This is a genomic window from Rhodococcus sp. 05-2254-6 (genome assembly GCF_002258565.1).
In the GTDB taxonomy this organism is placed as follows: Bacteria; Actinomycetota; Actinomycetes; order Mycobacteriales; family Mycobacteriaceae; genus Rhodococcoides.
This window is the reverse complement of the sequence record NZ_NOZF01000176.1, coordinates 1-26,996: the sequence shown is the minus strand read 5'-3', so window position 1 is coordinate 26,996 and position 26,996 is coordinate 1. Positions and strand designations below refer to the sequence as shown.

Here is a 26,996-nt window from a genome sequence, read left to right as displayed (position 1 = left end):
TCCATGTTCCAGCATCGCTATTCCTTGCCCGCCGCCGTCCCCACCCCCACACCGAATTCCGAGTTGCTCGTGGGCGTCACCTCGGGAACCACCGGTCCGCCCAAGCTGTTCGTGCGCAATCAAGCGTCGTGGGCGGCGACGCTGGATCGCTCCGATGCCTTGTTCGATCTCGGTCCGGGAGATCGGGTGTCCGCACCGGGCACTCTCGATCACACGCACTTTCTCTACGGCGCACTGCACGGGCTCACCCGCGGGGCGACGGTCGACCTACGGGAGCCCACGGTGGCCCTCGAAGATGCTGCAACACATCTGTATTCGGTCCCGACCATTGCTTGGGACATCGCTCGCTCGGGAGTGCGATCGGACAGTGTCCGTGAAGTGCTCTCGTCCGCGGCGCGATGGGCGGAACCGGGGAGGGCCGCTCTGGCGGCGGTACTTCCGAACGCGGCGCTGACGCATTTCTACGGGGCGTCGGAGCTGAGTTTCGTTTCCTACGACCGAAGCGAAATCGAAGGCACCGAGGTCAGCGGGCAGCTGTTCGACGGAGTCGAGGTCGAGATCCGGGACGAGCTGCTTCATGTCCGCAGCGACATGCTGTTCGACGGCTACCTGAGCCGATTGGGAGGCCACACCACTCTGACGAACGGGCCGGTCGACGGGTGGATGACCGTCGGCGATCGCGGCAGTGTCGAAGACGGCCGACTGACCTTGTACGGCCGCGGCAGCGAGACGATCGTCCGGGCCGGTCTCACGGTGGAGTTGACCCCGATCGAGGCGGCCCTGCTCGCAGTTCCCGGTGTGCTCGAGGCCGGGGTGGTCGGGTTGCCCAACGACAGAACCGGTGAGGAACCTGCTGCCGGAGTTGTTGTGGGGCAGACCGATTCGATATCCGTGGCTCGGATTCGCCGCCACCTGCGCACCGTGCTGCCGGGGCCGAGCCTGCCCGTGGTGATCGCCGTCGTGGACGCTCTTCCGCGTACGCCGCGCGGCAAGCTCGACCGTCAGGCTCTGGCGGCAACCTTGGCCACAGTGCGGACCGTGGGCTCGCCCGATGCTCCGGTGACGACGAACCAGACGGTCAACGCGCCGCCGTCGTAGCGATGGCGCAGAGTGACGCGTTCACCCGCCAGTACCGGGCTCAGGTATTCGATGACGGCGCGGTGCGGCGACGCGGCCAGCTCGGGCACGTCGACCAGCAACTCCTCGATCGCGTGCCAGTAGACCGCATTGTTGAGGTGGTCGAACGGATCGATATCGGTTGCGCGCAAGGGGAACTGCACATCCGTGGGCGATTCGGCCGGCACCGGCTCGGTCAGCCATGCCTTCCATCGCAACCGGTGTTGATCGGTGGTTCGCGCCAGCATTTCCAGGGCACCGTCGCTGATGCGGGTCGGCATTCCGGTGTCCTTGCTGATGTTGATCCAGAAGCCCTCGGTCTCGATGCGTCCACCCTTCGGTGTCGTCAGTGCCACGCGCATGTTCGACCACCGCGTCGACATCGACGAACACCAGCGCCGCATGTGCACTCGGTCCGGGAAATGGATCGGCTCGAAGACGTCGATGACGGTGCGCCGCACGATCCATATGGGATCCGTCTTGCCCAGGGGAGTGGCGTCGAGGTTGTCGGTACCGATGTCCTGCAGGTAGCGGGCAACGCCGTCGAACCGTAGTCGGTTGTTCGGATCGATGTCGCCGGTTCGCACCGGCCAGTCGGTCTCGAAGCCCTCACCGGGCGGCGGCTCCGGTGCCAGTTCGTCGTCGAATCCTGCCGGTTCCACACGTGCATTGGTCACGTCCGCACTGTACGCGCGCACCTACACGATGTGACGGGCGCGCATACCGTCGAACACCGGTGCCACGCGCACCACGTCGCCGGTGGTGGGAGCGTGGACCATCTGGCCGTTGCCCATGTAGATCGCCACGTGGCCCGGCCCGGCCGGCCCGAAGTTACCGAACAGCAGATCGCCCGGTTGCGCCATTGCCATCGGAATCTCGGTGCCCACGTTCCACTGAGTCTCCGAGGTTCGGGGCAGCGTCACCTTTCCGCCCGAGGCCTTGTAGAGGGCATACGACGTCAGGCCCGAGCAGTCGAATCCGCCGCCGGACGGTCCGTTGATGTTGCCGCCGCCCCACACGTACGGCAGCCCCAGGTAGTCCATCGCCAACTGCACCGATCGTCCGCCGATTCCGGTGAGGTCGAGTCCGGCGAACGGGGTCAGGATGGCGGCGAACTGCGTTTCGGTCGCCCGGATACGAGAGACGTACGGCTTGGTCTGCGTCTCGTAATCGAATGTGCCAGAGGGCATACCGCCCGATCGCAGCACCGCTCCCGCGCCGGCGTTGTATCCGGCCAGGGTCAGATCCAAGGTGTCACCGGACACCTTGCCCTCGCGCTTCCACCCGTCGACCTGCCCGTAGATATCGCACAGCAGTGTGCCCGACGCCATCACCGAATCACCGATGCTGTTGACGTCGGTGACACCGTTGCCGTCGTAGTCCTTGCCGTACGTCGCCCAGGTTCCTGGCATGAACTGCCCTGGCCCCTGCGCGCCGGTGCTCGAGACCGGAGCAGTGGGGCCGTGCCGAAAACCGTTCTCGGCGGCATACAGTGCCGCGATGGTCGTCGCTTTGACGCCGCCGCAGATGTTGCCCGCCTTCTGCAGCCACGGCACGAAGGCGGTGATGGCTCCCACGGCACCCAAACCGATCGCGCCCACATTGATGCCGGTGAACGTAGCGGGTTGACCGGGAAACAGTGCACGTCTGATGGCCTCGGCCGACGCCATGAACGCGGTCTGGGTGGCGATGTCGGCGGCGGTGTACGTACGGCCGGCGAATTGAACGGCACCGGCTCCGAGCGCCGCTGCGGTGGTGGACAGCGCATTCGACGACCCAGCGCCCGAGGAGAACACACTGAACGGCAGTGGCGCGCTGGGTACCGCCGCAGCGAGAGCGGCAGGAGCGGCGGCAACAACATCTGTCGCCGCCGCAGCAGGATCGGTGGCAGTGGCAGGATCGGTAGCACTGGCAGCATCAGCGGTATCGGCTGCTTCTGTGTCCACTGCTTCGATGTCTTCCACCGTCGGCAGATCGGGGAGCATCGGTTCGGCGGCGGTGTGCAGGCCCTCGGCGGCGTCGGAGAGAGTGCGGTCGGCGATGTCGGCGGCCGGTTCGGGCATGGTGCCCAGTAGTTCGGTCCACTGATCGCTCATCGTCTTCGCCTGATCTTCGGCGTTGGCGGCAATGTCTGCCGCCTGGTCTTGCACCGCCTGATCGGGAATCGGAGCCGGGGCGTCGGTTCCGGCGACTACACCGGCGGCGGACACGATGACGGCAACGATGACTGCGAATGGATCGCCTGCCATGTATCGACTCCTGCTACTCGAACGATCTTCCCCGAGCCAGGAGCTGTGATCAGTCTCACTCGGGTGCTGCACCCATCATGCACGGTGCAGACGTTCGACTCATGAGATTCGCAAAAGGAAATGCAGGGTTGTCAGAGCAGTATTTTCAAACCAAAGTTGCCCAGTAGTCCGAGAAGCGGATTCCGATGAGCGCGACGACGATTGCGTACCACACCGCGAGCAGCGTCCAGCGCCATTCGAGGAAGAGGCGTCCGACGGTGCCGCCGCTGTTCGGGCCGGAGCCGACCAATCGGCTCAGAGCCAGCAAGAACAACGGCATCGTCACCGCCCACACCACCATGCAGTAGGGGCACAGGGCGTTGATCACGTACAGGCTCTCGAAGATCAGCCAGTGCACGAAGACCTCGCCGAGCAGCAGGCCTGCACTCAGTCCGAGCCAGAACCAGTGCGGCAGCTCGACGCGGCCGAGCCAGAGCACCCCGGCGACGAGGGCAATGGAGAAGGCGACGATGCCGAGGATGGGGTTCGGAAAACCGAACAGCGCAGCCTGTTTCGTCACCATCACCGAGCCGCACGAGAGCACCGGGTTCAGGCTGCACGACGGGACGTACGACGCGTCCTCGAGCAGTTTGAATCGCTCGATCGTCAGCGTCATCGCGGCGAGTAACCCGAGCGCGCTGAAGACGGTGAATACAGCAGCGCCTGCGCGTGTCCTCATGGCGACCGGTTGCCGCTCAGTTACCGGCAGCGGCGGCGAGGATGTTCTCCGGCGTCGGGTTGGAGATGTCGGTGCCGTTGACGCGCACGTTCGGCGTTCCGTTGATGCCTTCGCCGAGGACCGACTGTGTCTGGGTGGTGACCCAATCGGTGTAGCTGCCGTCGGTGATGCACGACGCGACGGCGGGGGAGTCGGCCCCTACAGAGGCGGCGATCGCGACGAGTTCGTCGTTGGTCAGTCCGGTTCCGCCCTCGGCCGGCTGCTGCTCGAACATTGCGGTGTGCCAGTTCATCCAGTTGTCGCGGTCGTTCTCGGCGACGCAGATCGCGGCGCTTGCCGCGCGGGTGGAGTACATGGTTTCGTTCGAGAACCGGTCGAGAATGGAGATGGGGCGGTAGTCGACGGCGACATTGCCCGCGTCGGCCAGCTGCTGCAACGTCGATCCGCTGATGGACTCGAAGTTCTTGCACGCCGGGCACTGGAAGTCCTCGACGACGCTGATGACGGTGGTGGCGTCGGGATTGCCGAAGCGGATGGCACCGTCGTCCGTCAGCGACGTGGGGGTGAGCTGGGCACCGGTCGACCCGCTGGAGCCGGCGGCAGATGCATCCCCCGACGTCGAATCTCGGTTGACGATGAAGAGAGCGATCGCTGCCACGAGCGCGATCAGAACGACTGCGACGACCACCTGAACGAGAGTCCGACGATTCCTGTCGCCGTTCTGCATGGCCTTGATGTCTTTGGAGACGTTCTTGCTCGTGTTCACGGCGACCAGTTTATGCAGTACAACCTGAGTGTCAGATGAGAGCTGGGTTGAACGAGTGCTGTGTCAGATAAGCGCAGCCAGTCGTTCGATGGCGAAGCGGTATCCGTCGATCCCGAGTCCGGCGATGACGCCACTGGCGATGGGGGAGACGAAGGAGTGGTGCCGGAACTCCTCACGGGCGTGCACGTTGGAGATGTGCACCTCGATGATCGGCACCTCGGGGATGACGAGGGCGTCGCGCAGCGCCACCGAGGTGTGCGTCAGTCCGCCCGGGTTGATGACGATGCCCGACGCCACCCCGCGGGCCTCGTGGATCCAGTCGATGAGTTGGCCCTCGTGGTTGGACTGCTCTGCCTTGACGGTGAGTCCGTGCTCGGCGGCGGTCTTCTCGCACAGGGCGACGACGTCGGCGAGAGTGGCGTGGCCGTACACCTCCGGCTGCCTGGTGCCGAGCATGTTCAGATTCGGACCGTTGAGCACCAACAGCTGCTTGGCCACGACGTCGCTCCATTTCTTGCTTCGGGTACTACTGCCTGCTCCGGGGACTACCGGCTACGACTATTCCACAGCGTGGTTGACACAATCGTCCGGTGAGTACTGGCAAGGCAGTCTGGGTGGTGTGGGGCGTCGGCGTCTTCGCCTACATCGTCGGAGTGCTGCATCGAACGTCGTTCGGCGTCGCCGGGCTGAGTGCGGCGGATCGGTTCTCGGTGTCGCCGTCGCTGCTGTCGTCGTTCGTGGTGCTGCAGGTGATCGTCTACGCGGGGATGCAGATCCCGGCCGGGGTGCTGTTGGATCGCATCGGTTCGCGCAAGATGATCGCCGCAGGCGCGCTGATCATGGCGTCGGCACAGATCACGTTGGCGCTCACGGAGTCGCTTCCGGTCGCGGTGGTCGCGCGCGCGTTCGTCGGCGTGGGCGACGCTCTCACCTTCATCTCGGTGCTGCGGTTGGTGCCGGTGTGGTTCACGCCGCGGCGAGTGCCGATCGTCTCGCAGCTGACCGGTCTGCTCGGCCAGCTCGGCCAGGTGCTCTCGGCGGTCCCGTTCCTGATTCTGTTGAACGGACCCGGTTGGACGTTCGCGTTCGGTAGCGCAGCGGCACTCGGTCTCCTTGCGCTCGTACTGGTTCTCGCGCTCGTCAGGGATCGCCCCGACGACGGAGCTGCCCCCGTGTTCGAGCCGACGACGCTGAAACAGACCCTCGCTTCCATCGCCGAGGTGTGGCGACGGCCCGGCACCCGGCTCGGCTTCTTCTCGCACATGGGTACTCAGTTCTCCATCACGGTGTTCGCGTTGCTGTGGGGTGTTCCGTATCTGACGTCGGCACAGGGCCTGTCGGCGTCGACGGCCGGAGCGTTGTTGACGGTGTCGGTGGCATCGGCGGTGGCGTCGGGCATCGTGGTGGGTGTTCTCACCGGGCGCTATCCGATGCGACGGTCGTGGCTGGTGCTGGCGATCATGATCAGCAACGCGACCATGTGGGCCATCGTGTTGGCGTTGCCCGGGCCCGCTCCGGTGTGGTTGCTGGTGTTGCTCGTGGTGGTGATCTCGGTGGGTGGCCCCGGTTCGGTGATCGGGTTCGACCTCGCGCGAACGTTCAATCCGAGCGCCAATCTGGGGACGGCGCAGGGGATGGTGAACATCGGTGGCTTCCTGGCGTCGCTGTTGGTGATCGCGGCGATCGGCTGGATTCTCGACGCGATGGGCGGCTACACCTTCGACGGATTCCGGGTGGCGCTGCTCGCGCAGTTCCCGGTGTGGATCGTCGCGATCATCGGTGTCCTGTCGACGCGTCGCAAGACCCGTCGAGTGCTCGCTGCCGAAGGTATTCACCCGCACACGATGCGTGAGGTGCGGGACCGGATTCGCCGCAAATAAACCTTTGCGCAGACGGCCTTCTGCGCGCATGCTGGTGTCCCGAATATCGTTGTAGGACACAAGTAAATGCTACGTAAAGGTGAATCCAAGAGATGGTTACCGAGCCTGAAGTGAAGCCCGCGACCGGCGAGTATTCGCATCGCGAGATCATGACGATTCTGTCGGGCCTGATGATGGGCATGTTCCTCGCCGCCCTCGACCAGACCATCGTCTCGACGTCCGTTCGGACCATCGCCGACGACCTCAACGGGTTCTCGGTTCTGGCCTGGGTGACGACGGCCTACCTCATCACCTCGACGGTCTCGACCCCGTTGTACGGCAAGCTGTCCGACCTGTACGGGCGCAAGCCGTTCTTCATGACGGCCATCTCGATCTTCGTCGTCGGGTCCATGCTGTGCGGTATCGCGACGTCGATGTACGAACTCGCCGCTTTCCGTGCCATCCAAGGTCTCGGTGCGGGCGGTCTGATGTCGATGGCGTTGGCCATCATCGGCGATATCGTCCCGCCGCGTGAACGGGCCAAGTACCAGGGTTACTTTCTGGCCGTGTTCGGTACCTCCAGCGTGCTCGGGCCGGTCATCGGTGGACTGCTCGCCGGGCAGTCGTCGATCCTCGGAATCACCGGCTGGCGTTGGGTTTTCTACATCAACGTCCCGCTGGGAATCATCGCGCTCGTCGTCGTGTGGCGGGTGCTGAACCTGCCGGTCTATCGCCGCGAGGCGCGCGTCGACTGGTGGGGCGCAGTGCTTCTCAGCGTCGGCCTCGTGCCGCTGCTCATCATCGCCGAGCAGGGGCGCGTGTGGGGATGGAGCTCGCCGCGGGCCCTGCTGTGCTTCGGAATCGGCATCGTCGGCGTCATCGCGTTCGTGCTCGCCGAGATCAAGATGGGCGACGACGCCCTGATCCCCATGCGGTTCTTCCGAAACCCGTTGTTCTCGTTGTGTATTGCTGTCAGCGTCATCGCCGGCGCAGCGATGTTCGGTGGCATCTCGCTACTGCCGCAGTACCTGCAGGTGGTCAAGGGATCCTCGCCGACGCTGGCCGGTTACCAGACTCTGCCCCTCGTCGGTGCCTTGATGGTCGCGTCGATCGTCTCGGGTCGCATGATTTCGAAGACGGGGCGGTACAAGATCTTTCCGATCGTCGGCACTGCACTGATGGCCATCGCGATGTTCGTCTTCCATTACGTGCACGCCGATACCCCGCTGTGGCAGACGATGGTCGTCATGGGGGTCTTCGGTCTCGGTCTCGGTTCGATGATGCAGCCGTTGACCCTGGCCATCCAGAATGCGATGCCGCCCAAGGACATGGGTGTATCCACCTCTGCCGCAACGTTCTTCCGGCAGATCGGTGCGACGGTCGGTGTGGCGGTGTTTCTGTCGATGCTGTTCACACAGCTGACCCCCAAGACGGGTGACGCGCTGATTGCCGCGAGTTCGACGCCGGCATTCCAGCAGGCAGTACAGAGCGCCGCCACCAGTTCCGATCCGCTCGAATCGGGTTTCGCTCGAGCCATCGCCTCGGGTGACGCCTCCGTCGCAGGCAGTGCACTGCAGGACAGCTCGTTCATTCAGAAGCTCGAACCGGCTCTGGCCGAGCCGTTCCGCATCGGGTTCTCCGACGCCATGGATTACGTGTTCCTGGCCGTGTCGATTCTGATGGTCCTCGGATTCGTACTGGTGCTCTTCCTCAAGGAGGTTCCGCTGCGCACGATGTCCGGCCTGGCCGCTGCGCAGCAGGAACGAGACGAAGAACGAGCGAACGAGGCAGGCACCGGACTGCTCTGATGGCGTGAAGGCCGATGCCGTGATCCTGGGACAAGGTACGGCTCGGTCCGGTGCGGGCCCCGGGAGCGTCGATCCGCTCAGGTCGAAGGTGCGGTGATGCCTCGGAACAGCACGTCGAGACCCAACTCGAGTTCGAGGGCACCGTCGTACTCGGTGATCAGAGGTGGCAGCGTCGACAGCAGGGGAAATGTGTCGATGGGGAGTCGGCGCAGAGCGAGGCTGAGGCGGTCGCCGGTCTCGTCCGGGTTAGCGGTCGTTTCCTGGGTCTCGCTCAGTAGATGGCCGCGTAGGAAGGAGATCATCAGCCGATAGCTCGTCAGGGCCTCGGGCAGCGTGAATCCCGCGGTGGTCAGCAGAATCAGAATGTTCTCGAGTGAGGCCAGTGACCGGGGCGTGCCCAATCCCAGTGGAGTCGCCTGAGGGCAGGTGGTCAGCAGCACCGCCGCGTGTGGGTGTTGGAGGGCGAGCTCACGGTAGTGCCGCGCAAAAATTCTGAGCTGACGCTGCCAATCGGGGTCTGCGCCGTCGACGCAGACGAGTGTGCCCAGTACCGAATCTGCGATGGCGTCGAGCAACGCCTGTTTGGTGGGCAGGTATCGGTAGACGGTCATCGGATCGCGATCGATCGATGCCGCGAGGCTCCGGATCGTCAGGCTGTCGAGGCCAGTTCGATCGACGATGCTCAGGGCGGCGGACACCACGTACTCGCGGTCGATCTTGATATTGGAGTGTGGGCCCGGTCGGTTCGTCGTGGACATCGGTAGGCAACCTCTCGAAAGCAGTGAACCGACCGGTAAGTAGGGGGCAAACAAACTTGTTGTTCGACAACACTTTTCGCTTGACTCATTATCCTACACATGGTGTGCTGTAGCTCTACACCGTAGAGATACGGGGAAACTCTTAGTTGCGGAGTGGGCACGAGCCTCCGCTGATCGCATAGTTGTGTCACCTTGCCGAACTCCGTCGGCCGGTGACGTCATCGAATACGGAACCGCGATACCTCCACGCACTCGGATCGGTCCGGGGCGGCCGTTGAGCGTCGCGACATCAATTGCTGCGCAATCGAACTCGTCGGGGGATCGATTGCGCGGTTCACGAAGTCCGGCAACAAGTCCGCTTCGCCCAACCAGCAGAACGGTATGCAATCCATGCCCGCTTCACAGCACACGTGCACGTCGACCCCCATCAAGCGCAGGGGAAGAACCCTCGTTCCGCTTGCCGGTTCGGTCGCTTTGGCCACCAGCGCACTCATGCTGATCAACGTCCCCGCAGCCGAGGCTCAACCCACCACCGTCGAACTCGGCACCGCGGAGAGTTACGCCGTTCTGGCCGGCTCCAAGATCACGAACACCGGCCCGTCGAGGATCGGCGGCAACGTCGGAGTGAGCCCAGGCGTCGGTGTCGAACCGTTCATCACCGGATTCCCACCGGGAGAGCTCACCAGTGGAGTTATCAACGACCGCAATTCGGTTGCAGCGCAGGCGAAAGCGGATCTGAGTACCGGATACGACGACGCGGCCGGTCGACCGGGAGCAACCTCGACCGGAGTCGAACTCGGCGGACAGACATTGTTGGCCGGGTTGTACGGTTCTGGCACGTTCGGCCTGACCGGAACCCTCACACTCGACGCGCAGGGCAACTCCAACGCCGTGTTCATCTTCCAGGCGGCATCGACGCTGATCACGGCATCCGACAGCAGTGTCTCGCTGATCAACGGGGCCAACCCGTGCAACGTGTTCTGGCAGGTCGGAAGCTCGGCCACACTCGGCACCGGTACCGATTTCGTGGGCACGATCATGGCACGGGCGTCGATCACGGCGACCACGAATGCCGATGTGCAGGGACGGCTACTGGCTCTGGACGGAGCTGTCACCCTCGACTCGAACACGATCACCAACCCGGGTTGCGGAACCACCGAGCCGCCCGTGACCACCACACCTCCGATAACGACCACGCCTCCGGTGACCACAACGCCTCCGGTGACCACGACATCTCCGGAGACCACCACGCCGCCCGTGACCACGACATCTCCGGAGACCACCACGCCGCCCGTGACCACGACATCTCCGGGTGATGGTGGCGGTACGCCGCCGATCGTCATCGAGGTGCCCCCGATTCCGGGTGTGCCGCCGGTGATCACCATCCCGCCGATCCCGGGTGTCCCGAACGTGCCGAACCAGCCGAACGTGCCGAATCAGCCGAACGTGCCGAATCAGCCGAACGTGCCGAATCAGCCGAACGTGCCGAATCAGCCGAACGTGCCGAATCAGCCCAACACGCCTGATCAGCCGATCACACCGGGTGGCCCGGATCAGCCGGGCACGTACAACCCCGGTGGCCAGATCACACAGATCCCGAACGGTGGTGTCGACACCGGTGACGGCAGTACCGTGAACCGTTCGACTGCAACGTCGTTCGCTCCGATGTGGACATTGCTGGCGGTACTCGCGGTCGGTGCTTTCTCTGCCTTGGCTCTGACTCGTCGTCGGAACTGATCGGTGAGACCTACCGTCGAGGTATCGGTACCTCCGGCCGAATCCGCCCGCACCACGACCCGTCATCGGGTCGTGGTGCGGGCGGTGGCAGCGGCGTTCCTGGTGCTGCTGTCGCTGGTTGCCGGCTGCGCAACGCCCTCGGATGCCGGCCCCGCGCAGAACGAGTCGATGCCCTCGGCTTCTGCTCCCGCCGTCGTCACGCCGTCGGGTGAGGTCGGCGCCGGATCGTCGTCGGCGCCCGGGTCCCCGCCTGCGCGCCTCGAGATCGGTGCGATCGGCGTCGACTCCGATGTGATGGGTCTGGGTCTGCGTCCGGACGGCACGATGGAAGTTCCCCCGGGCGGTTTCCCGGCCGGTTGGTACACCGGGTCGCCGGTTCCGGGGCAACTGGGACCGTCGATCGTTGCGGGGCATGTGGATTGGGACGGCAGCCCCGGCGTTTTCTACCGGCTCCGCGATCTCCGACAGGGCGACGATGTCACCGTCGTCAGCCAGGACGGAAACACTGTCCGGTTCGTCGTCAGCGCGGTGGAGCAGTACCCGAAGGATGCGTTCCCCACCGACAAGGTGTACGGAGACATCGATCACTCAGGCCTGCGTTTGATCACCTGTGGTGGCCAATTCGATTCGGACATATCGAGTTACGACGACAACATCGTCGTGTACGCAGATCGCGTCTGAACCAGCTCTTTCGCTCACAGCAAGTTCGCAGACTGCTCCCAGCCGGGCCGACGGTCCATCGCACACTCTCGTAGTCGACAACTTCGACGAACAGGATGTGCGATGACTGCCCAACTCGACCGACCGGCCGCGATGCCTCCGTCGCACGCCCGCCAGCCGTCCTGGCAGACCACGTGGTGGTATCGCCGCCGGCACCTGCTCGGTCTGCTGATTCTGCTCGCGGCCACGGCAACGCTGTACCTGTGGAACCTGACGGCAAGTGGATACGCGAACACGTTCTACGCCGCCGCGGTGCAGGCCGGCACCAAGGACTGGACTGCGTGGTTCTTCGGATCCCTCGACTCCGAGAACTTCATCACCGTGGACAAGCCACCGGCCGCACTGTGGGTGATGGGACTGTCGGCTCGTGTGTTCGGGTTCTCGAGCTTCAGTTTGCTTCTGCCGCAGGCATTGATGGGTGTCGCCTCGGTCGCGACGGTGTATGCCGCGGTCAAGCGGGTCGCGAACCCCATGGCCGGTTTGCTCGCCGGCTTCACCCTGGCATCGGTGCCGGCGGCGGCGTTGATGTTCAACTTCGACAATCCCGACGCGCTGTTGGTGTTCCTCATGACACTCGGCGGCTACTTCGTCGTGCGATCTCTGCAGACAGCTGCCGGACGACGGGCCGCGATGTGGCTTGCTTTTGCCGGCGTGGCGCTGGGGTTCGCGTTCCTCACGAAGATGCTGCAGGGGCTGCTGGTGTTGCCGGCGTTCGGTCTCACGTATCTCGTTGCAGGACAGGCTCAGTTGCGGGCCAGATTGCTGCACCTGGTCGGGGCCTCGGCGGCTCTCGTGGTCGCCGCCGGGTGGTGGGTGGTGACGGTCCAGCTCTGGCCGGAAAGTGCCCGACCGTACATCGGTGGGTCCACCGACAACACCGTCATGGATCTGGTGCTCGGGTACAACGGGCTCGGCCGCATCTTCGGCAACAGCGGCGGAGGTGGCATGGAGGCTCCGGCGGGGATGAGTGCCGGGGCAGCCGGGTCCAGCTTCGGCGGCTCGACCGGTCTGGACCGACTGTTCGGCAGCGAGATGGGAATTCAGATCTCCTGGCTCATCCCGGCGGCCCTGGTGGCGCTGGTCTTCGGGCTGATCGCTCGTGGCCGAGCGCCGCGAACCGACCTCCTGCGTGCGTCCCTGATTCTGTGGGGCGGGTGGTTCCTGGTGACGGCGTTGATCTTCAGCTACATGTCCGGAACCATCCACCCGTACTACACCGTCGCGCTCGCCCCGGCTTTGGCCGGGTTGATCGGAACCGGCGGCTACGCACTGTGGCTCAGGCGTGAATCGATCTGGGGCAGAGCCGGTATGGCGTCGATGATGATCGCAGCCGGGATCTGGAGTTGGGTGCTGTTGCATCGCAACGCGGACTGGCTGCCGGCACTGAAGTGGATCCTGTTGGTGGGAACCATCGTTGCGGCCGTGATGATCTTGGCGGCCGGGCGATACCGAAAGCTCACTGCGGCAGCGCTGATCCTCGGAGCCGTGGCAGGTCTGGGCGGCGGCGCGTCGTACGCCATTTCCACGACGACGAACGCGCACAGTGGTTCCGTCCCCACCGCAGGTCCGACCGGTGCAGTCAGCGACGGCGGTCCCGGCGGAATGCCCAGCGGTGGAATGCCCAGTGGTGGAATGCCCAGTGGTGGAATGCCGACGGGCGCGATGCCAAGCGATGCTGTGTCGGGTGGTGCTGTGCCGGGCAATGCTGTGCAGGGTGGTGATGCGGGCATGCCTGCTGATGCTGCCGATCTTCCGGCCGGTTTAGCCGGCGCCAACGTGGGCGGCGGGATGGCCATGGGCGGAATGGGCGGTGAGTCCAACGAGGAGTTGGCTGCGCTGCTCGAGTCGACGACCACGAAATGGTCTGCTGCAGTGAACGGTTCGATGTCGGCTGCGGGTTACGAGTTGGCGTCCGACACGGCGGTGATTGCCATCGGCGGGTGGAGCGGAGATCCTGCGCCGTCGCTCGACGAGTTCATCGAGTACGTCTCCAACCACGAGGTGACGTACTACGTCTCGGGCGGAATGGGCGGGGGCATGGCGCGCGGGGGCATGGGTGGCGACTCTGCGAGTACGTCCTCACAGATCCAGGAATGGGTCGAGGCCAACTTCACCGCCACGACGGTCGGCAGTGCGACGGTGTACGACCTCAGCACCTACACAGGCTGACACCGAACACAGCCACATTGAGAAGGCACAGTTGTTCCACCGCAGACACTTCGACTGCGGTGGGACTTCTCTGTACTGACCCAAGATTCGTCAGAAGGGCGGAGGGTCATCGTCCGGTGCTGACGTAGGTACCGGCGCGGGCAGCGGCTGGATGATCTCCAGGCTCGACGTATCCGACTGTGTCGCGTGACCTTTTGGCCTGCGATAGACGGCGGGCAGGTGGCTCAGGTCGGCGAGTTGCGTGGAGCCGGGAACCGTAACCGCTGAAGTGCCGGCATTCGAGACCCAGAACTCGACGCCGTCGGCGAGCATCACCGGAGTCCACAGACCCATGGTCTTGAGGCTGTGGTGGTAGCGGCACAGGCAGTGCAGGTTGGTGTCGATGGTCCAGCCACCGGACTCGGGATCGCGATGGAAGTACGGGACGATGTGGTCGATCTCGCACTGCTGGGCCGGGACATCGCAACCCGGATGTCGGCAGGTGCGATCGCGATGCCGAATACGTTCCGCCAGTGCGACAGTCGGGCGATAGATGAGGGCTCCGGGTGGCGGCAGCTCGAGACCGCCGTGCCCGTCCGGGTACCGTGCGATCCCGAGAGCTGGATCCGATGCGATCGCTGCTTCGAGTTCGGCAACGAAAGTGTATGTACCGCGATATGGAGTGGCGACACAACTGTTCCGCGGTGGTTGTGTGGACTTCGGCGCCCGCAGGTGCCGAGGAACAATGCCGCCGACACGGCGACGACCACGCCCCAGCGGATGAAACACCAGATGTGAGGTGCTGCCCTTGGACCTGCTGTTTCTCGACTTGCCTACCTTGGATCCTCTGGGCTTCTTCTGGCTGTTTTTCGATCTGCTGTTGTTCGTCCTGCTGCCGCCGCTGTCGGCTCTGCTCTCGGCACCCTTGTCACCAGTGCCTGCGCCACTGTCGGTATCGGTATCGAGGTCGATGAGTGACTCCAGGTCTTCGCCGTAACCGAGTTTCTCCGCCAGATCGCGGGCTTCGGTGAGCAGGATCTGCCAGTGTGCGTTGTCGGCGAGTTCACGGGCGTACTCGGCATCGATGGGGCCGTGGCCGGCCAGGTGAGCGGGATTGGACAGCAAACCGGCGAGCGTGGCGAGGTCGACGGTGATCACCGTCAGTGGGGCGCGTCGATCAGGACGCACAGTATCGGCCGTGCACGGATTGTCGTCATCGGGCTCGCACATGCAGACCATCGACGACTCCTGCTGCAGCAGAGCAACATACGCTGCGGCACGCTTCTGCCCCTTGTTTCGCGGATCTCGACGGCAGACGGTAGCGGCCATCTCGTTGATCAACTGCCAGGCAGCTGCGGCGTCGGCGGCGGTGAGGTCGGCCTTCAGCGTCGACAGCACATCTTTGTCGGTGTACGTGACGTTCGTGTGCCGTTCCAAGTCCTTACGCAGAGCGGCGGCCTGCTCGGGCGCGATGCGATACATGATGGACCAGATTTCCGTCGCCAGGGGACCAGGTGACAGACGTCGGGCAGCGTGCAGAACCTCTCCTTGGACGGCCGTCGCCGCGTCCTGCGTCAGGTTGTGGGTACAGCGGTAGATCGCGCGGACGCGAGCAAGATCGAGTTCGCCGGCCTCGAACGCGGCCGCGACGGTAGGAAGCCGAAGCCGAAGGTCCATTCCTACCTCGGCATACGTGTTCGCGACAGTCTTCGAGCAACCGAGAACGCGTGCGACTTCGGACGCCGCATAGTTGCCCGCGTCCTGAATGACATCACCGACGAGGACGTTCTGATGGATGCACGAGTCCCAGATAGCCGCGGCGAGAGCGACCTTGCGAGCGCACGCCTGATTCTCCAGAATCGCAACGTCGCGAATTTCGCCCAGCACTGTGCCGTCGATATACGGCTTCGATTGCGGCCCGAGATAGGCCGCGAATCGACTGCGCGTCGAACTGGATGTGATCACTGTGTAGTCGCCCCCCGGCACGTGTTCCGACTAGAAGTAGAACGTACGTTCGATGGTACGGCGGAATGCGAAGTTCGTCAACCCCAATTCTGTTGTGCCGAAGATGGATTGATGGAAACGGCCCATACACCCAGCCACCGACAAGAATATTCGACCCTGACGCCGCGTAAGGCTCCAGGATGATCACGAGCCAGAACTACCCCGCCTTCGAGGTGAGCCCGGTATCGATTCCCCGGACTGATGCCGTCGCACCCGAGCCCCTGTGCGGCCTGTAGGGCATGCCGATGTTCGTCACCGTCCCCACCGCGAATCTCGCTGAATCGACCGAAATTCTGAACCGGAGCTCTCGGTTTCTTCGACCTCTTCGCGCTGGCCAGTGGCATCGATCCCCACCCAACTCACTATGGAACGAGTATGAATCGCTCCAGTACCACCTGAGTGTCGTCGTCGACGGTGAAATCGGGATCGCCCAGTTCCGCGCGAACCTCGGGCGAGTGCCAGAATCTTTCGTGCCCGGCGCGCCAGTGCGCCACGTCGATGTATCCTTCACCCTCGTCGAGGGCATGTTGGAGCGAAACATCCTTCAGCGCAACGATATCGACAACAGTGGTTTCGACGACTCCCACCACGACTCCGGCTGAATCCACCACCGCGCCGCGTTCACCGACCCTCGGTAGCTCCTCTTCGGTGTACTGAATCAACAGGCTCGCTGTGCTGGTCTTCTCGCCGGACAGCACAGCCGCAACAAGTCTGTCCCGCATTGGTCCGGGGTACGCGAATTCCACAATCGGTAGATCGGTCACTCGCCCATCATATTTCGAGGTCTACCCACACCAGCCGGTGGTCCGACGGGTGCTCGGTGCCCGAGGGCCAGTGGACGGCGGAGTCGATCACCGTCAGATCGTCCGACGGTAGCACGTAGTCGACGCGCAGGTCACCGGGCGTAGGGTCGGCGAAATCTGCTGTGTCCGTGACGTGTTCGGCCGAGGCGGGTGCCGGATCCTGCACCCGCGGAAGGTCGAGAACCTGCGCGATGGCACCGGCCACCGAATCTCCGTCGACCGGGTCGCTGTTCTGATCGCCCAACATGACGAACGACGCTCCGTCCTCCAGCCCGCCGCGCACACCGTTGTCGTCGTACAGGTAGTCCGCACCCGAGATGTAATCGGCACTGAGCCTGATCTCGTCGTGGTTCCGCTTGCCGTTGCGGTCTTCGGGCCCGTCGAAGGACGGGGGAGTGGGGTGGGACGCCAACACATGTAGCGTCTTCCCGTTCACGTCGATCGGCACGTCCCAATGAGACTTGCTGGACAGCCGAAGCGCGTCGGACACCTCTCCGTAGTAGGCGCGCGGCAGCAGCGAATCCGGCATGTCCTTCCACAGAAAATTCTGGAACGTACGTACCGAATCGGTCGCGATCGGAAACTTCGAGTACACGACCATCCCGTACTGCCCGGGAAACTGCCCGAACCCCCACGCATCACTGGGGCCGCCCAGTGTGCCGTCCCGGTCCAGGTCGAGTCCCGAATCGACGCCCGTGTTCACCGGCGCAGTGAAGGAGTGCGGATACTGTCCGTCGAGATAGTTGTCGTTGAACAGCCTCACCGCATCGTCACCCGAGTAGTCGAACTCGTTGACCAGCAACACATCCGGTGAGTTCGTGGAGATCACATCGGCGACCGCGCGGGCCTGGGCGTTCTCCTCGCTCAGGTCCGTCACCAGCTGCCCGGCCACCGGCCGATTGAGGCTGGCATTGAACGTCGCCACCCGAATGCTCGACGGTTCGTCGGGGGCCGGGTTCGTGGCGGTTGGATTCACAGAGGAGCAACCGGCGGCCATGACGGCGAGGGTAACGGTGACGGCCACAAGTCTCGACATTCTCACGCTCGCCACCGTAGGGATAGCAAGCGAACACAAGGTTACAAATTAACAAGCAGGCGTGCTTGCTTTTTTCAGGACCTCCTGTGAAGCTGGGCTCATGGCAGACCTCGACTCTCTCGTCGACGACCTACGCGCCGAGGGCAACGACCTCGATGCACTCGTGGCCGAGCTGACCCCGGAGCAGTGGGCAGCACCGACACCGGCCGCGGGGTGGACCGTCGCGCACCAGATAGCGCACCTCTCCTGGACCGATCACGTCGCGGAGCGGACCACGTCCGGAGCATCCGGCGATGTCGAGGCCAAGGAGGAGTTCGCTCTCACTCTGAAGAAGGCATGGGAGAACCCCACCGGCTTCGTCGACGAGGCGGCCGAGGAGGAGTCGCGTGATCCCGAACTACTGAGCACCTGGCGTACTCGACGCCGTGCCATGAACGAAGCGCTCACACAGGTTCCGACGGGGACCAAGATCGACTGGTTCGGACCCCCGATGAGTGCGGCGTCCATGGCCACGGCGCGTCTGATGGAGACCTGGGCGCACGGTCAGGATGTCGCCGACGCGGTGGGCGTCACCCGCGTCGCCACCGACCGAATCCGCGGCGTCGCACACATAGGCGTTCGCACAAGGGATTTCGCCTACGCGGTCAACGAGCAGGCTCCGCCCACCGAACCGTTTCGCATCGAGCTCACCGCACCGTCGGGTGAGCTCTGGACGTGGGGACCCGAGGACGCTGCCCAACGCGTCAGCGGACCGGCCCTCGACTTCTGCCTCCTCGTCACCCAGCGCGCCCACCGCGACGACCTCGACATCCATGCCGACGGAACCGACGCCGCGCACTGGCTCACCATCGCCCAAGCCTTCGCAGGCCCTCCCGGGGTCGGACGGCCACAGTCAGGACGAGAGACAGCATGACCGTACGAATCGGCAACTGTTCGGGCTTCTACGGAGACCGCCTCTCGGCCATGCGCGAGATGCTCGAGGGCGGCGACCTCGACTACCTCACGGGTGACTACCTCGCCGAGCTGACGATGCTCATTCTCGGTCGCGATCGAATGAAGGACGCGACCCGCGGCTACGCCAAGACCTTTCTGCGGCAGGCCGAGGATTGCCTGGGGTTGGCACTGGACAAAGGTGTCAAGATCGTCGCCAACGCAGGCGGACTCAACCCCCGGGGCCTGGCCGAGGCACTGGAGAAGCTGGACTCCGGCGCGAAGATCGCGTACGTCGACGGTGACGACCTCCTCGGCCGAGCCACCGAACTCGGTCTCGGCAACCCGCTGACCGCAAATGCCTACCTCGGCGCGTGGGGCATCGTCGAATGCCTGAACTCCGGTGCCGACGTCGTGGTCACCGGGCGCGTCACCGACGCCAGCGTGATCGTCGGACCGGCCGCAGCCCACTTCGGTTGGGCACCGACCGATTACGACGCGTTGGCCGGGGCCGTGATCGCCGGACATGTCATCGAATGCGGAACGCAGGCGACGGGTGGCAACTACTCGTTCTTCACCGAAATCGCAGACATGTCCCGTCCCGGATTCCCCATCGCCGAGATCGAGTCCGACGGTTCGTCCGTCATCACCAAGCACGAGGGCACCGGCGGTGCCGTCAGCGTCGGCACCGTGACCGCTCAGCTGCTGTACGAGATCACCGGCGGGCGGTACGCGAACCCCGACGTCACCGCGCGGATCGATTCGGCGATCCTGGCGCAGGAGTCCAGCGATCGGGTGTCCATCACCGGCGTGACCGGCGAAGCACCGCCGCCCACCTACAAGGTCTCGCTCAACGCACTCGGCGGGTTCCGCAACGAATTCACGATGGTGCTCACCGGCCTCGATATCGAAGCCAAAGCAGCACTGGCACAACGGCAATTCGAGTCCTGGCTCCCGGCTCGCCCCACCGAGCTCGACTGGACGCTGGTGCGCACCGACAAGCCCGACGCCGAGACCGAGGAGACGGCCAGCGCCCTGCTGCGCTGCGTCGCGCGCGACAGCAACCCCGACGTCGTCGGACGTCAGTTCTCCGCCGTAGCAGTCGAACTGGCACTGGCCAGCTATCCCGGATTCTCGGTCACCGCCCCACCCGGAAACGGTGCGCCCTACGGAGTGTTCACCGTAGCCTTCGTCGACGCAGCCGAGGTGCCGCACGTCGCGCACCTGGCCGATGGCACCGAGTCCACCATCGCTCCGTCGACCGAGACGCAGGTACTGGAGCCCGTGGAAGAACCGGAGCTGCCTGCACCCAGAGCAGCCGAGGCGACCATTCGCCTTCCACTCGGAACCATCGCAGCGGCTAGAAGCGGCGACAAGGGCGGCAACGCCAACGTCGGGGTCTGGGTCCGCACCGACGACGAATTCTCCTGGCTGGTGCACGCATTGACGGTCGAGACTCTGAAGCAGATGCTGCCCGAGGCCGAGCCGCTCACCGTCACGCGTCATGTACTGCCCAATCTGCGGGCCGTGAACTTCGTCATCGAGGGAATCCTCGGCCAAGGCGTCGCCTCGCAGGCCAGGTTCGATCCACAGGCCAAGGGGCTCGGTGAATGGCTGCGGTCGCGGCACATCGACATCCCCGAAACACTCGCGTACAAGGGAGCACTCGAATGAGTATCTGGACGACGCCGGAGCGTCAGCAGCTGCGCAAGACCGTCCGCAGTTTCGTGGAGCAGGACATCGCCCCGCACATGAATCAGTGGGAGACCGACGGCGAGATTCCGCGTGAGCTGCACAAGAAGGCAGCCGCTCTCGGACTGATCGGAGCAGGCTTTCCCGAGGAGGTCGGCGGAGATGGTGGGGATCTGGCCGACGCCGTCGTGATCTGCGAGGAGATGCACCAGGCCGGTGCGTCGGGTGGACTGTTCGCATCGCTGTTCACCAGTGGAATTGCGTTGCCGCACTTGGTGGCTGCGGGCGACGCCGACCAGATCGAGAAGTGGGTGCGGCCCACGCTGGCGGGGGAGAAGATCGGCTCGCTCGCCATCACCGAACCGGGTGGCGGTTCCGACGTCGGGCACCTCAGGACGAAGGCCGTCAAGGATGGCGATCACTACGTCGTCAACGGCTCGAAGACGTACATCACCTCGGGGTGCCGAGCAGATTTCATCGTCACCGCGGTGCGGACCGGAGGCGACGGCGCAGCGGGCGTCTCGCTGCTCGTCATCGAGAAGGGCACGCCAGGGTTCGAGGTCACCAGCAAGCTCGACAAGATGGGATGGCGCGCATCCGATACCGCCGAGCTGTCGTTCGTCGACGCCCGCGTCCCGGTCGCCAATCTCGTCGGTGCCGAGAACAGCGGCTTCGCGCAGATCGCGCAGGCGTTTCTCACCGAGCGAATCGCCCTCGCCGCGCAGGCCTACGCCAGCGCGCAGCGGTGCCTGGATCTGACGCTGCAGTGGGTCCGCGATCGGGAGACCTTCGGAAAGCCGCTCATCGCACGGCAATCCGTACAGAACACCGTCACCGAGATGGCGCGCAAGATCGACATCGCCCGCGTCTACACCCGCTCCCTCGTCGAGCGGTCCCTGCAGGAGAACCAAGACTTCATCGCCGAAGTCTGCTTCGCGAAGAACACCGCCGTCGAGTCCGGGGAGTGGGTCGCCAATCAAGCGGTGCAGCTCTTCGGCGGGCTCGGCTACATGCGCGAGAGCGAAGTCGAGCGGCAGTACCGCGACATGCGCATCCTCGGCATCGGCGGCGGGACCACCGAGATCCTCACCGGGCTGGCTGCAAAACGATTGGGGTACCAGGCATGAGCGTGCTCAAGTCCACCCTCGACACCGCATCGGAGCAGTACGCGGGGAGCGTCGAGGCCATGAACACCAAACTCGGCGAGATCGAAGCCGAGCACTCGAAGGCTCTGCTCGGTGGCGGTCAGAAATACGTGGAGCGACACAAGAAGCGCGGCAAGCTTCTCGCCCGTGAACGCATCGAACTGCTGATCGACGAGGACTCGGCCTTCCTCGAACTGTGCCCACTCGCGGCCTGGGGCAGCGACTTTCCCGTCGGAGCCAGCACCGTCATGGGTATCGGCGTGGTGTGCGGCGTCGAATGCCTCATCGTCGCCAACGACCCGACGGTCCGCGGCGGGGCGAGCAACCCGTGGACGCTGAAGAAGGGGTTCCGCGGCAACGACATCGCCACGCAGAACCGGCTTCCGGTCATCTCCTTGGTCGAGTCCGGTGGAGCCGATCTACCGACGCAGAAGGAGGTGTTCATCCCCGGCGGTCGCATGTTCCGTGATCTGACGCAGCTCTCGGCGGCGGGCATCCCCACGATCGCGCTGGTGTTCGGTAACTCCACCGCAGGCGGCGCGTATATCCCCGGCATGTCCGATCACGTCGTCATGGTCAAGGAACGCTCCAAGGTCTTCCTCGCCGGACCACCGCTGGTCAAGATGGCGACCGGCGAGGACTCGGACGACGAATCGCTCGGCGGTGCCGAGATGCACGCCCGAAAGTCCGGCCTCGCAGACTATTTCGCCGTCGACGAGCAGGACGCCATCCGCATCGGGCGCAGCATCGTTTCTCGTTTGAACTGGAAGAAGAAGGGCCCCGAGCCGCGCGCCGAGGTCATCGAGCCGTTGGCCGACCCCGAGGACCTGCTCGGCATCGTCCCCACGGATCTGAAGATCCCGTTCGACCCACGCGAGGTCATCGCCCGCATCGTCGACGGTTCGGATTTCGACGAGTTCAAGCCCATGTACGGCGGTTCGCTCGTCACCGGCTGGGCCGAGCTGCACGGATATCCGATCGGCATTCTGGCCAATGCCCGCGGTGTGTTGTTCAGCGAGGAATCACAGAAGGCGACGCAATTCATTCAGCTCGCCAATCGCTCGAACACCCCACTTCTGTTCCTGCACAACACCACTGGATACATGGTCGGCAAGGAATACGAGGAGGGCGGCATGATCAAACACGGCTCGATGATGATCAACGCCGTGTCCAACTCGAAAGTTCCGCACATCTCGATCCTGCTCGGCGCGTCCTACGGTGCCGGCCACTACGGCATGTGTGGCCGCGCATTCGATCCGCGATTCCTCTTCGCCTGGCCGTCCAGCAAATCCGCCGTCATGGGTGGCGCGCAGCTCGCCGGTGTCATCTCCATCGTCGGACGCGCCGCCGCCGAAGCTCGCGGACAAGCCTTCGACGCCGAAGCCGATGCCGGCATGCGCGCGATGATCGAAGGCCAGATCGAGGCCGAGTCGATGCCGATGTTCCTCTCCGGACGCCTCTACGACGACGGCGTCATCGACCCCCGTGATACCCGCACGGTGGTGGGAATGTGCCTGTCGGCCATCGCCACCGCCCCGATCGAAGGCACCGCCAACTTCGGTGTCTTCCGGATGTGACGCCATGACCGTGTTATCTGGTTACTACGCAGGCTCCGCTCCTGTCACCTCCGTCCTCGTAGCCAACCGCGGCGAAATCGCCCGACGCGTGTTCACCACCTGTCGCGCCGAGGGCATCGACACTGTCGCGGTGTTCTCCGACGCCGACGCGAACTCCCCGCACGTGCGCGAGGCCGACTCGGCAGTGCGGCTCCCCGGAAACAGTTCGGCCGAGACGTACCTGCGCGGCGAGCTCGTCATCGCGGCAGCCGCGGCCGCCGGAGCCGACGCCGTGCATCCGGGATACGGATTCCTCTCCGAGAACGCCGATTTCGCGCAGCAGGTGCAGAACGCCGGCCTGACGTGGATCGGGCCGCCCGTCAAGGCCATCGAATTGATGGGCTCGAAGGTCGAGTCCAAGAAGATGATGGCCGACGCCGGAGTGCCGGTGCTGACCCAGCTCGATCCCGAGTCGGTCACCGAGAACGAGCTTCCGGTGCTGATCAAGGCGTCCGCGGGCGGCGGCGGGCGCGGCATGCGCATCGTGCGCAATCTCGAGAACCTGGATTCGGAGCTCGAAGCCGCCGGGCGCGAGGCACTCTCGGCATTCGGTGACGGAACGGTGTTCGTCGAGCGGTACATCGAGACCGGCCGGCACATCGAAGTGCAGGTCATGGCCGACAGATTCGGCACGGTGTGGACGGTGGGGGAGCGCGAATGCTCGATCCAACGCAGACATCAGAAGGTCGTCGAGGAGGCACCGTCGCCGCTCGTCGAACGCATCGACGGCATGCGCGAGAAGCTCTTCCATGCGGCGACGCTGGCCACCGAGGCCATCGGCTACGAGGGTGCGGGTACCGTCGAATTCCTCGCCGACGAGAAGGGCAATTTCTTCTTCCTCGAGATGAACACCCGTCTGCAGGTGGAGCACCCGGTCACCGAATGCACGACGGGACTCGACCTGGTGGCGCTGCAGATCAGGGTCGCCGCGGGGGAGCGGTTGCCCGCCGAGCAGCCCGAGACACGTGGACACTCCATCGAAGTTCGCCTCTACGCGGAGGATCCGACCCAGGACTGGCAGCCGCAGAGCGGTGCCGTGCACCGATTCGAGATCCCCGGTGCGCAGTTCGAGGTTCTCGCGAAGGCCGGCATCAGGGTCGATTCCGGCGTCGAGACCGGCAGTGTGGTGGGAACTCATTACGACCCGATGCTCGCGAAGGTCATCTCGTTCGCGCCGACGCGGGATCAGGCTGCGAATCTACTGGCGAAAGCGTTGCACAAGGCCACCGTTCACGGCCTGAAGACGAACCGCGATCTACTGGTCAACATCCTGCGGCATCCGGCGTTCCTGGCCGGGGATACCGACACGGCTTTCTTCGACACGCACGGGCTCGAGGTACTGGCTCAGCCGATCGCACACGGCCGCGCCGAGGAACTCTCGGCTCTCGCGGCTGCGTTGGCCGACGCAGCGAGCAACGTCGCGCAGGCGCGGGTGAACCGGGGACTGCCCGGCGGTTGGCGCAATCTCCGGTCTCAACCGCAGCGCAAGACGTACAACGACATCACCGTCGAATACTCGATCGGTCGCAGCGGACTCACCGCCTCGGTGGACGGCGTCGAACTCGAGGGCGTCGAACTGATAGAGCACACTCCGACGCGGGTGACGCTCGACGACAACGGAATTCGTCGTATCTTCCAGGTGAGCAGCTACGGTTCGGACGTCTTCGTCGATTCCGCGCTCGGTCCGGTCAGGTTGATCAAGGCCCCGCGGTTCACCGACCCCACCGACGAGGTCGCGGCCGGTTCGCTGCTCGCACCGATGCCCGGCAGTGTCATCAGAATCGCTGCAGCGCAGGGCGATACCGTCACCGCCGGTCAGCCCATCCTGTGGCTGGAGGCGATGAAGATGGAACACACGGTCACCGCGCCTGCCGACGGTGTGCTCACCGAATTGAACGTTGTGGAAGGCCAGCAAGTCGAAGTCGGCGCAGTTCTCGCCGTTGTCACCGAAGAAGCCGTCACCGAAGAGGGAGTGGAGCAATCATGAGTTTCATCGAAACCGAAGAGCAGAAGGGTCTGCGCAACGCAGTCTCGTCACTCGGCAAGCGCTACAACTACATCGACTACGTCCTGCCGAAGGCGCGCAAGGGTGAGCCGCTTACCGAACTGTGGAACGAGGCGGGCAAGCTCGGCTTCCTCGGCGTCAACCTTCCCGAGGAGTACGGCGGCGGTGGCGCGGGCATCTACGAACTCGCGCTCGTGCAGGAGGAGTTGGCCGCGCACGGTGCCGGTCTGCTGCTGGTCGTCGTCAGCCCGGCCATCTGCGGCACCATCATCGGCAAGTACGGCACGGCCGACCAGAAGCAGGAGTGGCTCACCGCGCTCGCCGACGGGTCCAAGATCATGGTCTTCGGCATCACCGAACCCGACGCCGGCTCCAATTCGCACCAGATCACCACCACGGCGCGTCGTGACGGTGACGAGTGGATTCTCAAGGGCAACAAGATCTACATCTCCGGCGTGGATCAGGCCGATGCGGTTTTGATCGTCGCACGCACCGAGGATTCGAAGACCGGCAAGCTCAAGCCGGCGCTGTTCATCGTGCCCACGGACGCTCCGGGACTGCAGAAGACGCAGATGGAGATGGACATCGTCGAGCCCGATCATCAGTTCGTGCTGTTCCTCGACGACGTCAGGCTCCCCGCCGAAGCGCTCGTCGGTGAGGCCGACGCCGCCCTGATGCAGCTGTTCGCCGGCCTGAACCCCGAGCGCATTCTCGGTGCCGCGATGGCCGTCGGGATGGGTCGCTACGCCATCGACGCCGCCGTCAAGTACGCCAACGAGCGGACGGTCTGGAAGACGCCGATCGGAGCGCATCAGGGTCTCGCGCACCCGTTGGCGCAGTGCAAGATCGAACTCGAGCTCGCGAAGCTGATGATGCAGAAGGCAGCAGTGCTCTACGATTCCGGCGACGACTTCGGTGCGGCCGAGGCGGCGAACATGGCGAAATATGCTGCGGCCGAAGCCAGCATCAAGGCGCTCGATCAGGCGATCCAGACCCACGGCGGTGCCGGCTTGAGCAGCGAGTACGGCTTGGCTGCGATGCTCGGGGCTGCTCGCATCGCCCGCGTCGCACCGGTGAGTCGGGAGATGATCCTGAACTTCGTGAGCCAGCACTCGCTCGGACTGCCGAGAAGCTACTGATGGCCGTTCTCGTCGAGTCGGGCAAGGACACAGCGTATTTGACGTTGGATTCGCCGGAGAACCGGAATGCGCTGTCCTCGGTGATGGTCGAGGAGCTGACAGCGGGACTCACCGCTGCGGCGCTCGACGACGACGTCAGGACGATCGTGCTCGGTCACACCGGCACCACGTTCTGTGCCGGAGCAGACCTCCGCGAAGCCGGGGCATCACCGGAACTTCGCACCCGGCAGATGCTGGATCTGATGCGGCTGATCATCGACACCCCGAAACCCGTCGTCGCGAAGATCGACGGACATGTGCGGGCAGGCGGGATGGGGCTCGTCGCGGCCTGCGACGTCGCGGTCGCCGGACCCGAGAGCTCGTTCGCGTTGACGGAGGTTCGGCTGGGCCTGGCCGCGTCGGTCATCTCGGTGGCCGTGCTGCCGCGGCTGACGTCTCGCGCGGCGAGTCGCTATTTCCTCACCGGGGAGACGTTCGACGGGGCGACGGCCGAGGCGATCGGTCTGGTCACCGTGGCCGACGCCGTCCCCGCAGCCGTGGTGGCCGACTACATGATCGTGTTCAGGAAGTGTTCGCCGCAGGGCCTGGCCGAGTCGAAGCGCCTCACCACGGCCGCGATCAGGCGCGAGATGGACGAGCGTGGGACGTCCGTCGCCGAGCAATCGGCCAGGTTGTTTGCATCCGACGAGGCCCGAGAGGGGATGATGTCCTTTCTGGAGAAGAGGCCCCCGTCCTGGGCGGCCGAGA

At 64.6% G+C, this 26,996-nt stretch carries 22 protein-coding genes; 13 read left to right on the top strand and 9 right to left on the bottom strand.

The window, feature by feature from the left end; all coding sequences use genetic code 11:
* On the top strand, positions 1-1,098 hold a 1,098-nt coding region (locus CH256_RS24520; protein WP_143536665.1), incomplete at its 5' end, for an AMP-binding protein.
* Here the strand turns inward: CH256_RS24520 and CH256_RS24515 are convergent.
* The 5 genes from CH256_RS24515 to aroQ all read right to left on the bottom strand — a co-directional run bounded on the left by CH256_RS24515 (position 1,002) and on the right by aroQ (position 5,347).
* Complete coding sequence (locus CH256_RS24515; RefSeq protein ID WP_373454872.1) at positions 1,002-1,793, bottom strand: acyl-[acyl-carrier-protein] thioesterase; 792 nt, start codon at positions 1,791-1,793, stop codon at positions 1,002-1,004. The two genes, CH256_RS24520 and CH256_RS24515, sit on opposite strands and share 97 nt — an antisense overlap.
* A gap of 21 nt (positions 1,794-1,814) precedes the next feature.
* Positions 1,815-3,365 carry a C40 family peptidase gene (locus CH256_RS24510; RefSeq protein ID WP_094670957.1) on the bottom strand — a complete coding sequence of 517 codons (1,551 nt, stop codon included), beginning with the start codon at positions 3,363-3,365 and terminating at the stop codon, positions 1,815-1,817.
* Between the two features lie 145 nt (positions 3,366-3,510).
* On the bottom strand, positions 3,511-4,083 hold the full coding sequence (locus CH256_RS24505) for a vitamin K epoxide reductase family protein (RefSeq protein WP_094670955.1): 573 nt from the start codon (positions 4,081-4,083) through the stop codon (positions 3,511-3,513).
* 16 nt (positions 4,084-4,099) lie between these two features.
* Positions 4,100-4,849, bottom strand: a complete 750-nt coding sequence (locus CH256_RS24500) for a DsbA family protein (protein WP_256989534.1) — start codon at positions 4,847-4,849, stop codon at positions 4,100-4,102.
* Positions 4,850-4,912: 63 nt separating this feature from the next.
* Positions 4,913-5,347, bottom strand: coding sequence for a type II 3-dehydroquinate dehydratase (gene aroQ / locus CH256_RS24495; protein WP_082899543.1), 435 nt, complete (start codon positions 5,345-5,347; stop codon positions 4,913-4,915).
* Positions 5,348-5,439: 92 nt separating this feature from the next.
* Between aroQ and CH256_RS24490 the strand changes: the two genes are divergently transcribed.
* Positions 5,440-6,729 (top strand): MFS transporter, encoded by a 1,290-nt coding sequence (locus CH256_RS24490; RefSeq protein WP_094641156.1) that lies wholly within the window; start codon positions 5,440-5,442, stop codon positions 6,727-6,729.
* 92 nt (positions 6,730-6,821) lie between these two features.
* On the top strand, positions 6,822-8,516 hold the full coding sequence (locus tag CH256_RS24485; protein WP_094641157.1) for an MDR family MFS transporter: 1,695 nt from the start codon (positions 6,822-6,824) through the stop codon (positions 8,514-8,516).
* 77 nt (positions 8,517-8,593) lie between these two features.
* Here CH256_RS24485 and CH256_RS24480 read toward each other — a convergent pair whose 3' ends face one another.
* Complete coding sequence (locus CH256_RS24480; RefSeq protein ID WP_032393995.1) at positions 8,594-9,274, bottom strand: TetR/AcrR family transcriptional regulator C-terminal domain-containing protein; 681 nt, start codon at positions 9,272-9,274, stop codon at positions 8,594-8,596.
* Between the two features lie 390 nt (positions 9,275-9,664).
* Here CH256_RS24480 and CH256_RS28225 point away from each other — a divergent pair, with 390 nt between their 5' ends.
* The 3 genes from CH256_RS28225 to CH256_RS24460 all read left to right on the top strand — a co-directional run bounded on the left by CH256_RS28225 (position 9,665) and on the right by CH256_RS24460 (position 13,900).
* The gene (locus CH256_RS28225; protein ID WP_256989533.1) at positions 9,665-11,011 is read left to right on the top strand and encodes an ice-binding family protein; all 1,347 of its coding nucleotides are present in this window, start codon (positions 9,665-9,667) and stop codon (positions 11,009-11,011) included.
* A gap of 3 nt (positions 11,012-11,014) precedes the next feature.
* The gene (locus tag CH256_RS24465; protein ID WP_218829162.1) at positions 11,015-11,692 is read left to right on the top strand and encodes a class F sortase; all 678 of its coding nucleotides are present in this window, start codon (positions 11,015-11,017) and stop codon (positions 11,690-11,692) included.
* Between the two features lie 102 nt (positions 11,693-11,794).
* Positions 11,795-13,900, top strand: a complete 2,106-nt coding sequence (locus CH256_RS24460; protein ID WP_179272213.1) for an ArnT family glycosyltransferase — start codon at positions 11,795-11,797, stop codon at positions 13,898-13,900.
* 90 nt (positions 13,901-13,990) lie between these two features.
* On the opposite strand, the gene CH256_RS24455 is transcribed toward CH256_RS24460, so the two are convergent.
* From CH256_RS24455 to CH256_RS24445, 3 genes are all read right to left on the bottom strand, one after another.
* Entirely contained in the window at positions 13,991-15,844 is a 1,854-nt protein-coding gene (locus tag CH256_RS24455; protein WP_094670963.1) for an HNH endonuclease signature motif containing protein, read from the bottom strand.
* Between the two features lie 401 nt (positions 15,845-16,245).
* Positions 16,246-16,605 (bottom strand): ASCH domain-containing protein, encoded by a 360-nt coding sequence (locus CH256_RS24450; protein WP_094670961.1) that lies wholly within the window; start codon positions 16,603-16,605, stop codon positions 16,246-16,248.
* Positions 16,606-16,654: 49 nt separating this feature from the next.
* Positions 16,655-17,722, bottom strand: a complete 1,068-nt coding sequence (locus CH256_RS24445; protein ID WP_094670953.1) for an endonuclease/exonuclease/phosphatase family protein — start codon at positions 17,720-17,722, stop codon at positions 16,655-16,657.
* A 100-nt stretch (positions 17,723-17,822) separates the two neighbouring features.
* Between CH256_RS24445 and CH256_RS24440 the strand changes: the two genes are divergently transcribed.
* From CH256_RS24440 to CH256_RS24410, 7 genes are all read left to right on the top strand, one after another.
* Positions 17,823-18,635 carry a TIGR03084 family metal-binding protein gene (locus CH256_RS24440; RefSeq protein WP_094670951.1) on the top strand — a complete coding sequence of 271 codons (813 nt, stop codon included), beginning with the start codon at positions 17,823-17,825 and terminating at the stop codon, positions 18,633-18,635.
* Positions 18,632-20,326, top strand: coding sequence for an acyclic terpene utilization AtuA family protein (locus CH256_RS24435; RefSeq protein WP_094670949.1), 1,695 nt, complete (start codon positions 18,632-18,634; stop codon positions 20,324-20,326). The genes CH256_RS24440 and CH256_RS24435 overlap by 4 nt, the downstream gene beginning before the upstream one ends.
* On the top strand, positions 20,323-21,471 hold the full coding sequence (locus CH256_RS24430) for an acyl-CoA dehydrogenase family protein (protein WP_094670947.1): 1,149 nt from the start codon (positions 20,323-20,325) through the stop codon (positions 21,469-21,471). The genes CH256_RS24435 and CH256_RS24430 overlap by 4 nt, the downstream gene beginning before the upstream one ends.
* A complete protein-coding gene (locus CH256_RS24425) occupies positions 21,468-23,066 on the top strand; it encodes an acyl-CoA carboxylase subunit beta (protein ID WP_094670945.1) in 1,599 nt (532 codons plus the stop codon). The genes CH256_RS24430 and CH256_RS24425 overlap by 4 nt, the downstream gene beginning before the upstream one ends.
* Before the next feature lie 4 nt (positions 23,067-23,070).
* Entirely contained in the window at positions 23,071-25,092 is a 2,022-nt protein-coding gene (locus tag CH256_RS24420; RefSeq protein ID WP_094670943.1) for an ATP-binding protein, read from the top strand.
* Entirely contained in the window at positions 25,089-26,249 is a 1,161-nt protein-coding gene (locus CH256_RS24415; RefSeq protein ID WP_068283787.1) for an acyl-CoA dehydrogenase family protein, read from the top strand. The genes CH256_RS24420 and CH256_RS24415 overlap by 4 nt, the downstream gene beginning before the upstream one ends.
* Positions 26,249-26,996: enoyl-CoA hydratase family protein (locus CH256_RS24410; protein ID WP_143536664.1), on the top strand; the 748-nt coding region annotated here is incomplete at its 3' end. The genes CH256_RS24415 and CH256_RS24410, both read left to right, overlap by 1 nt.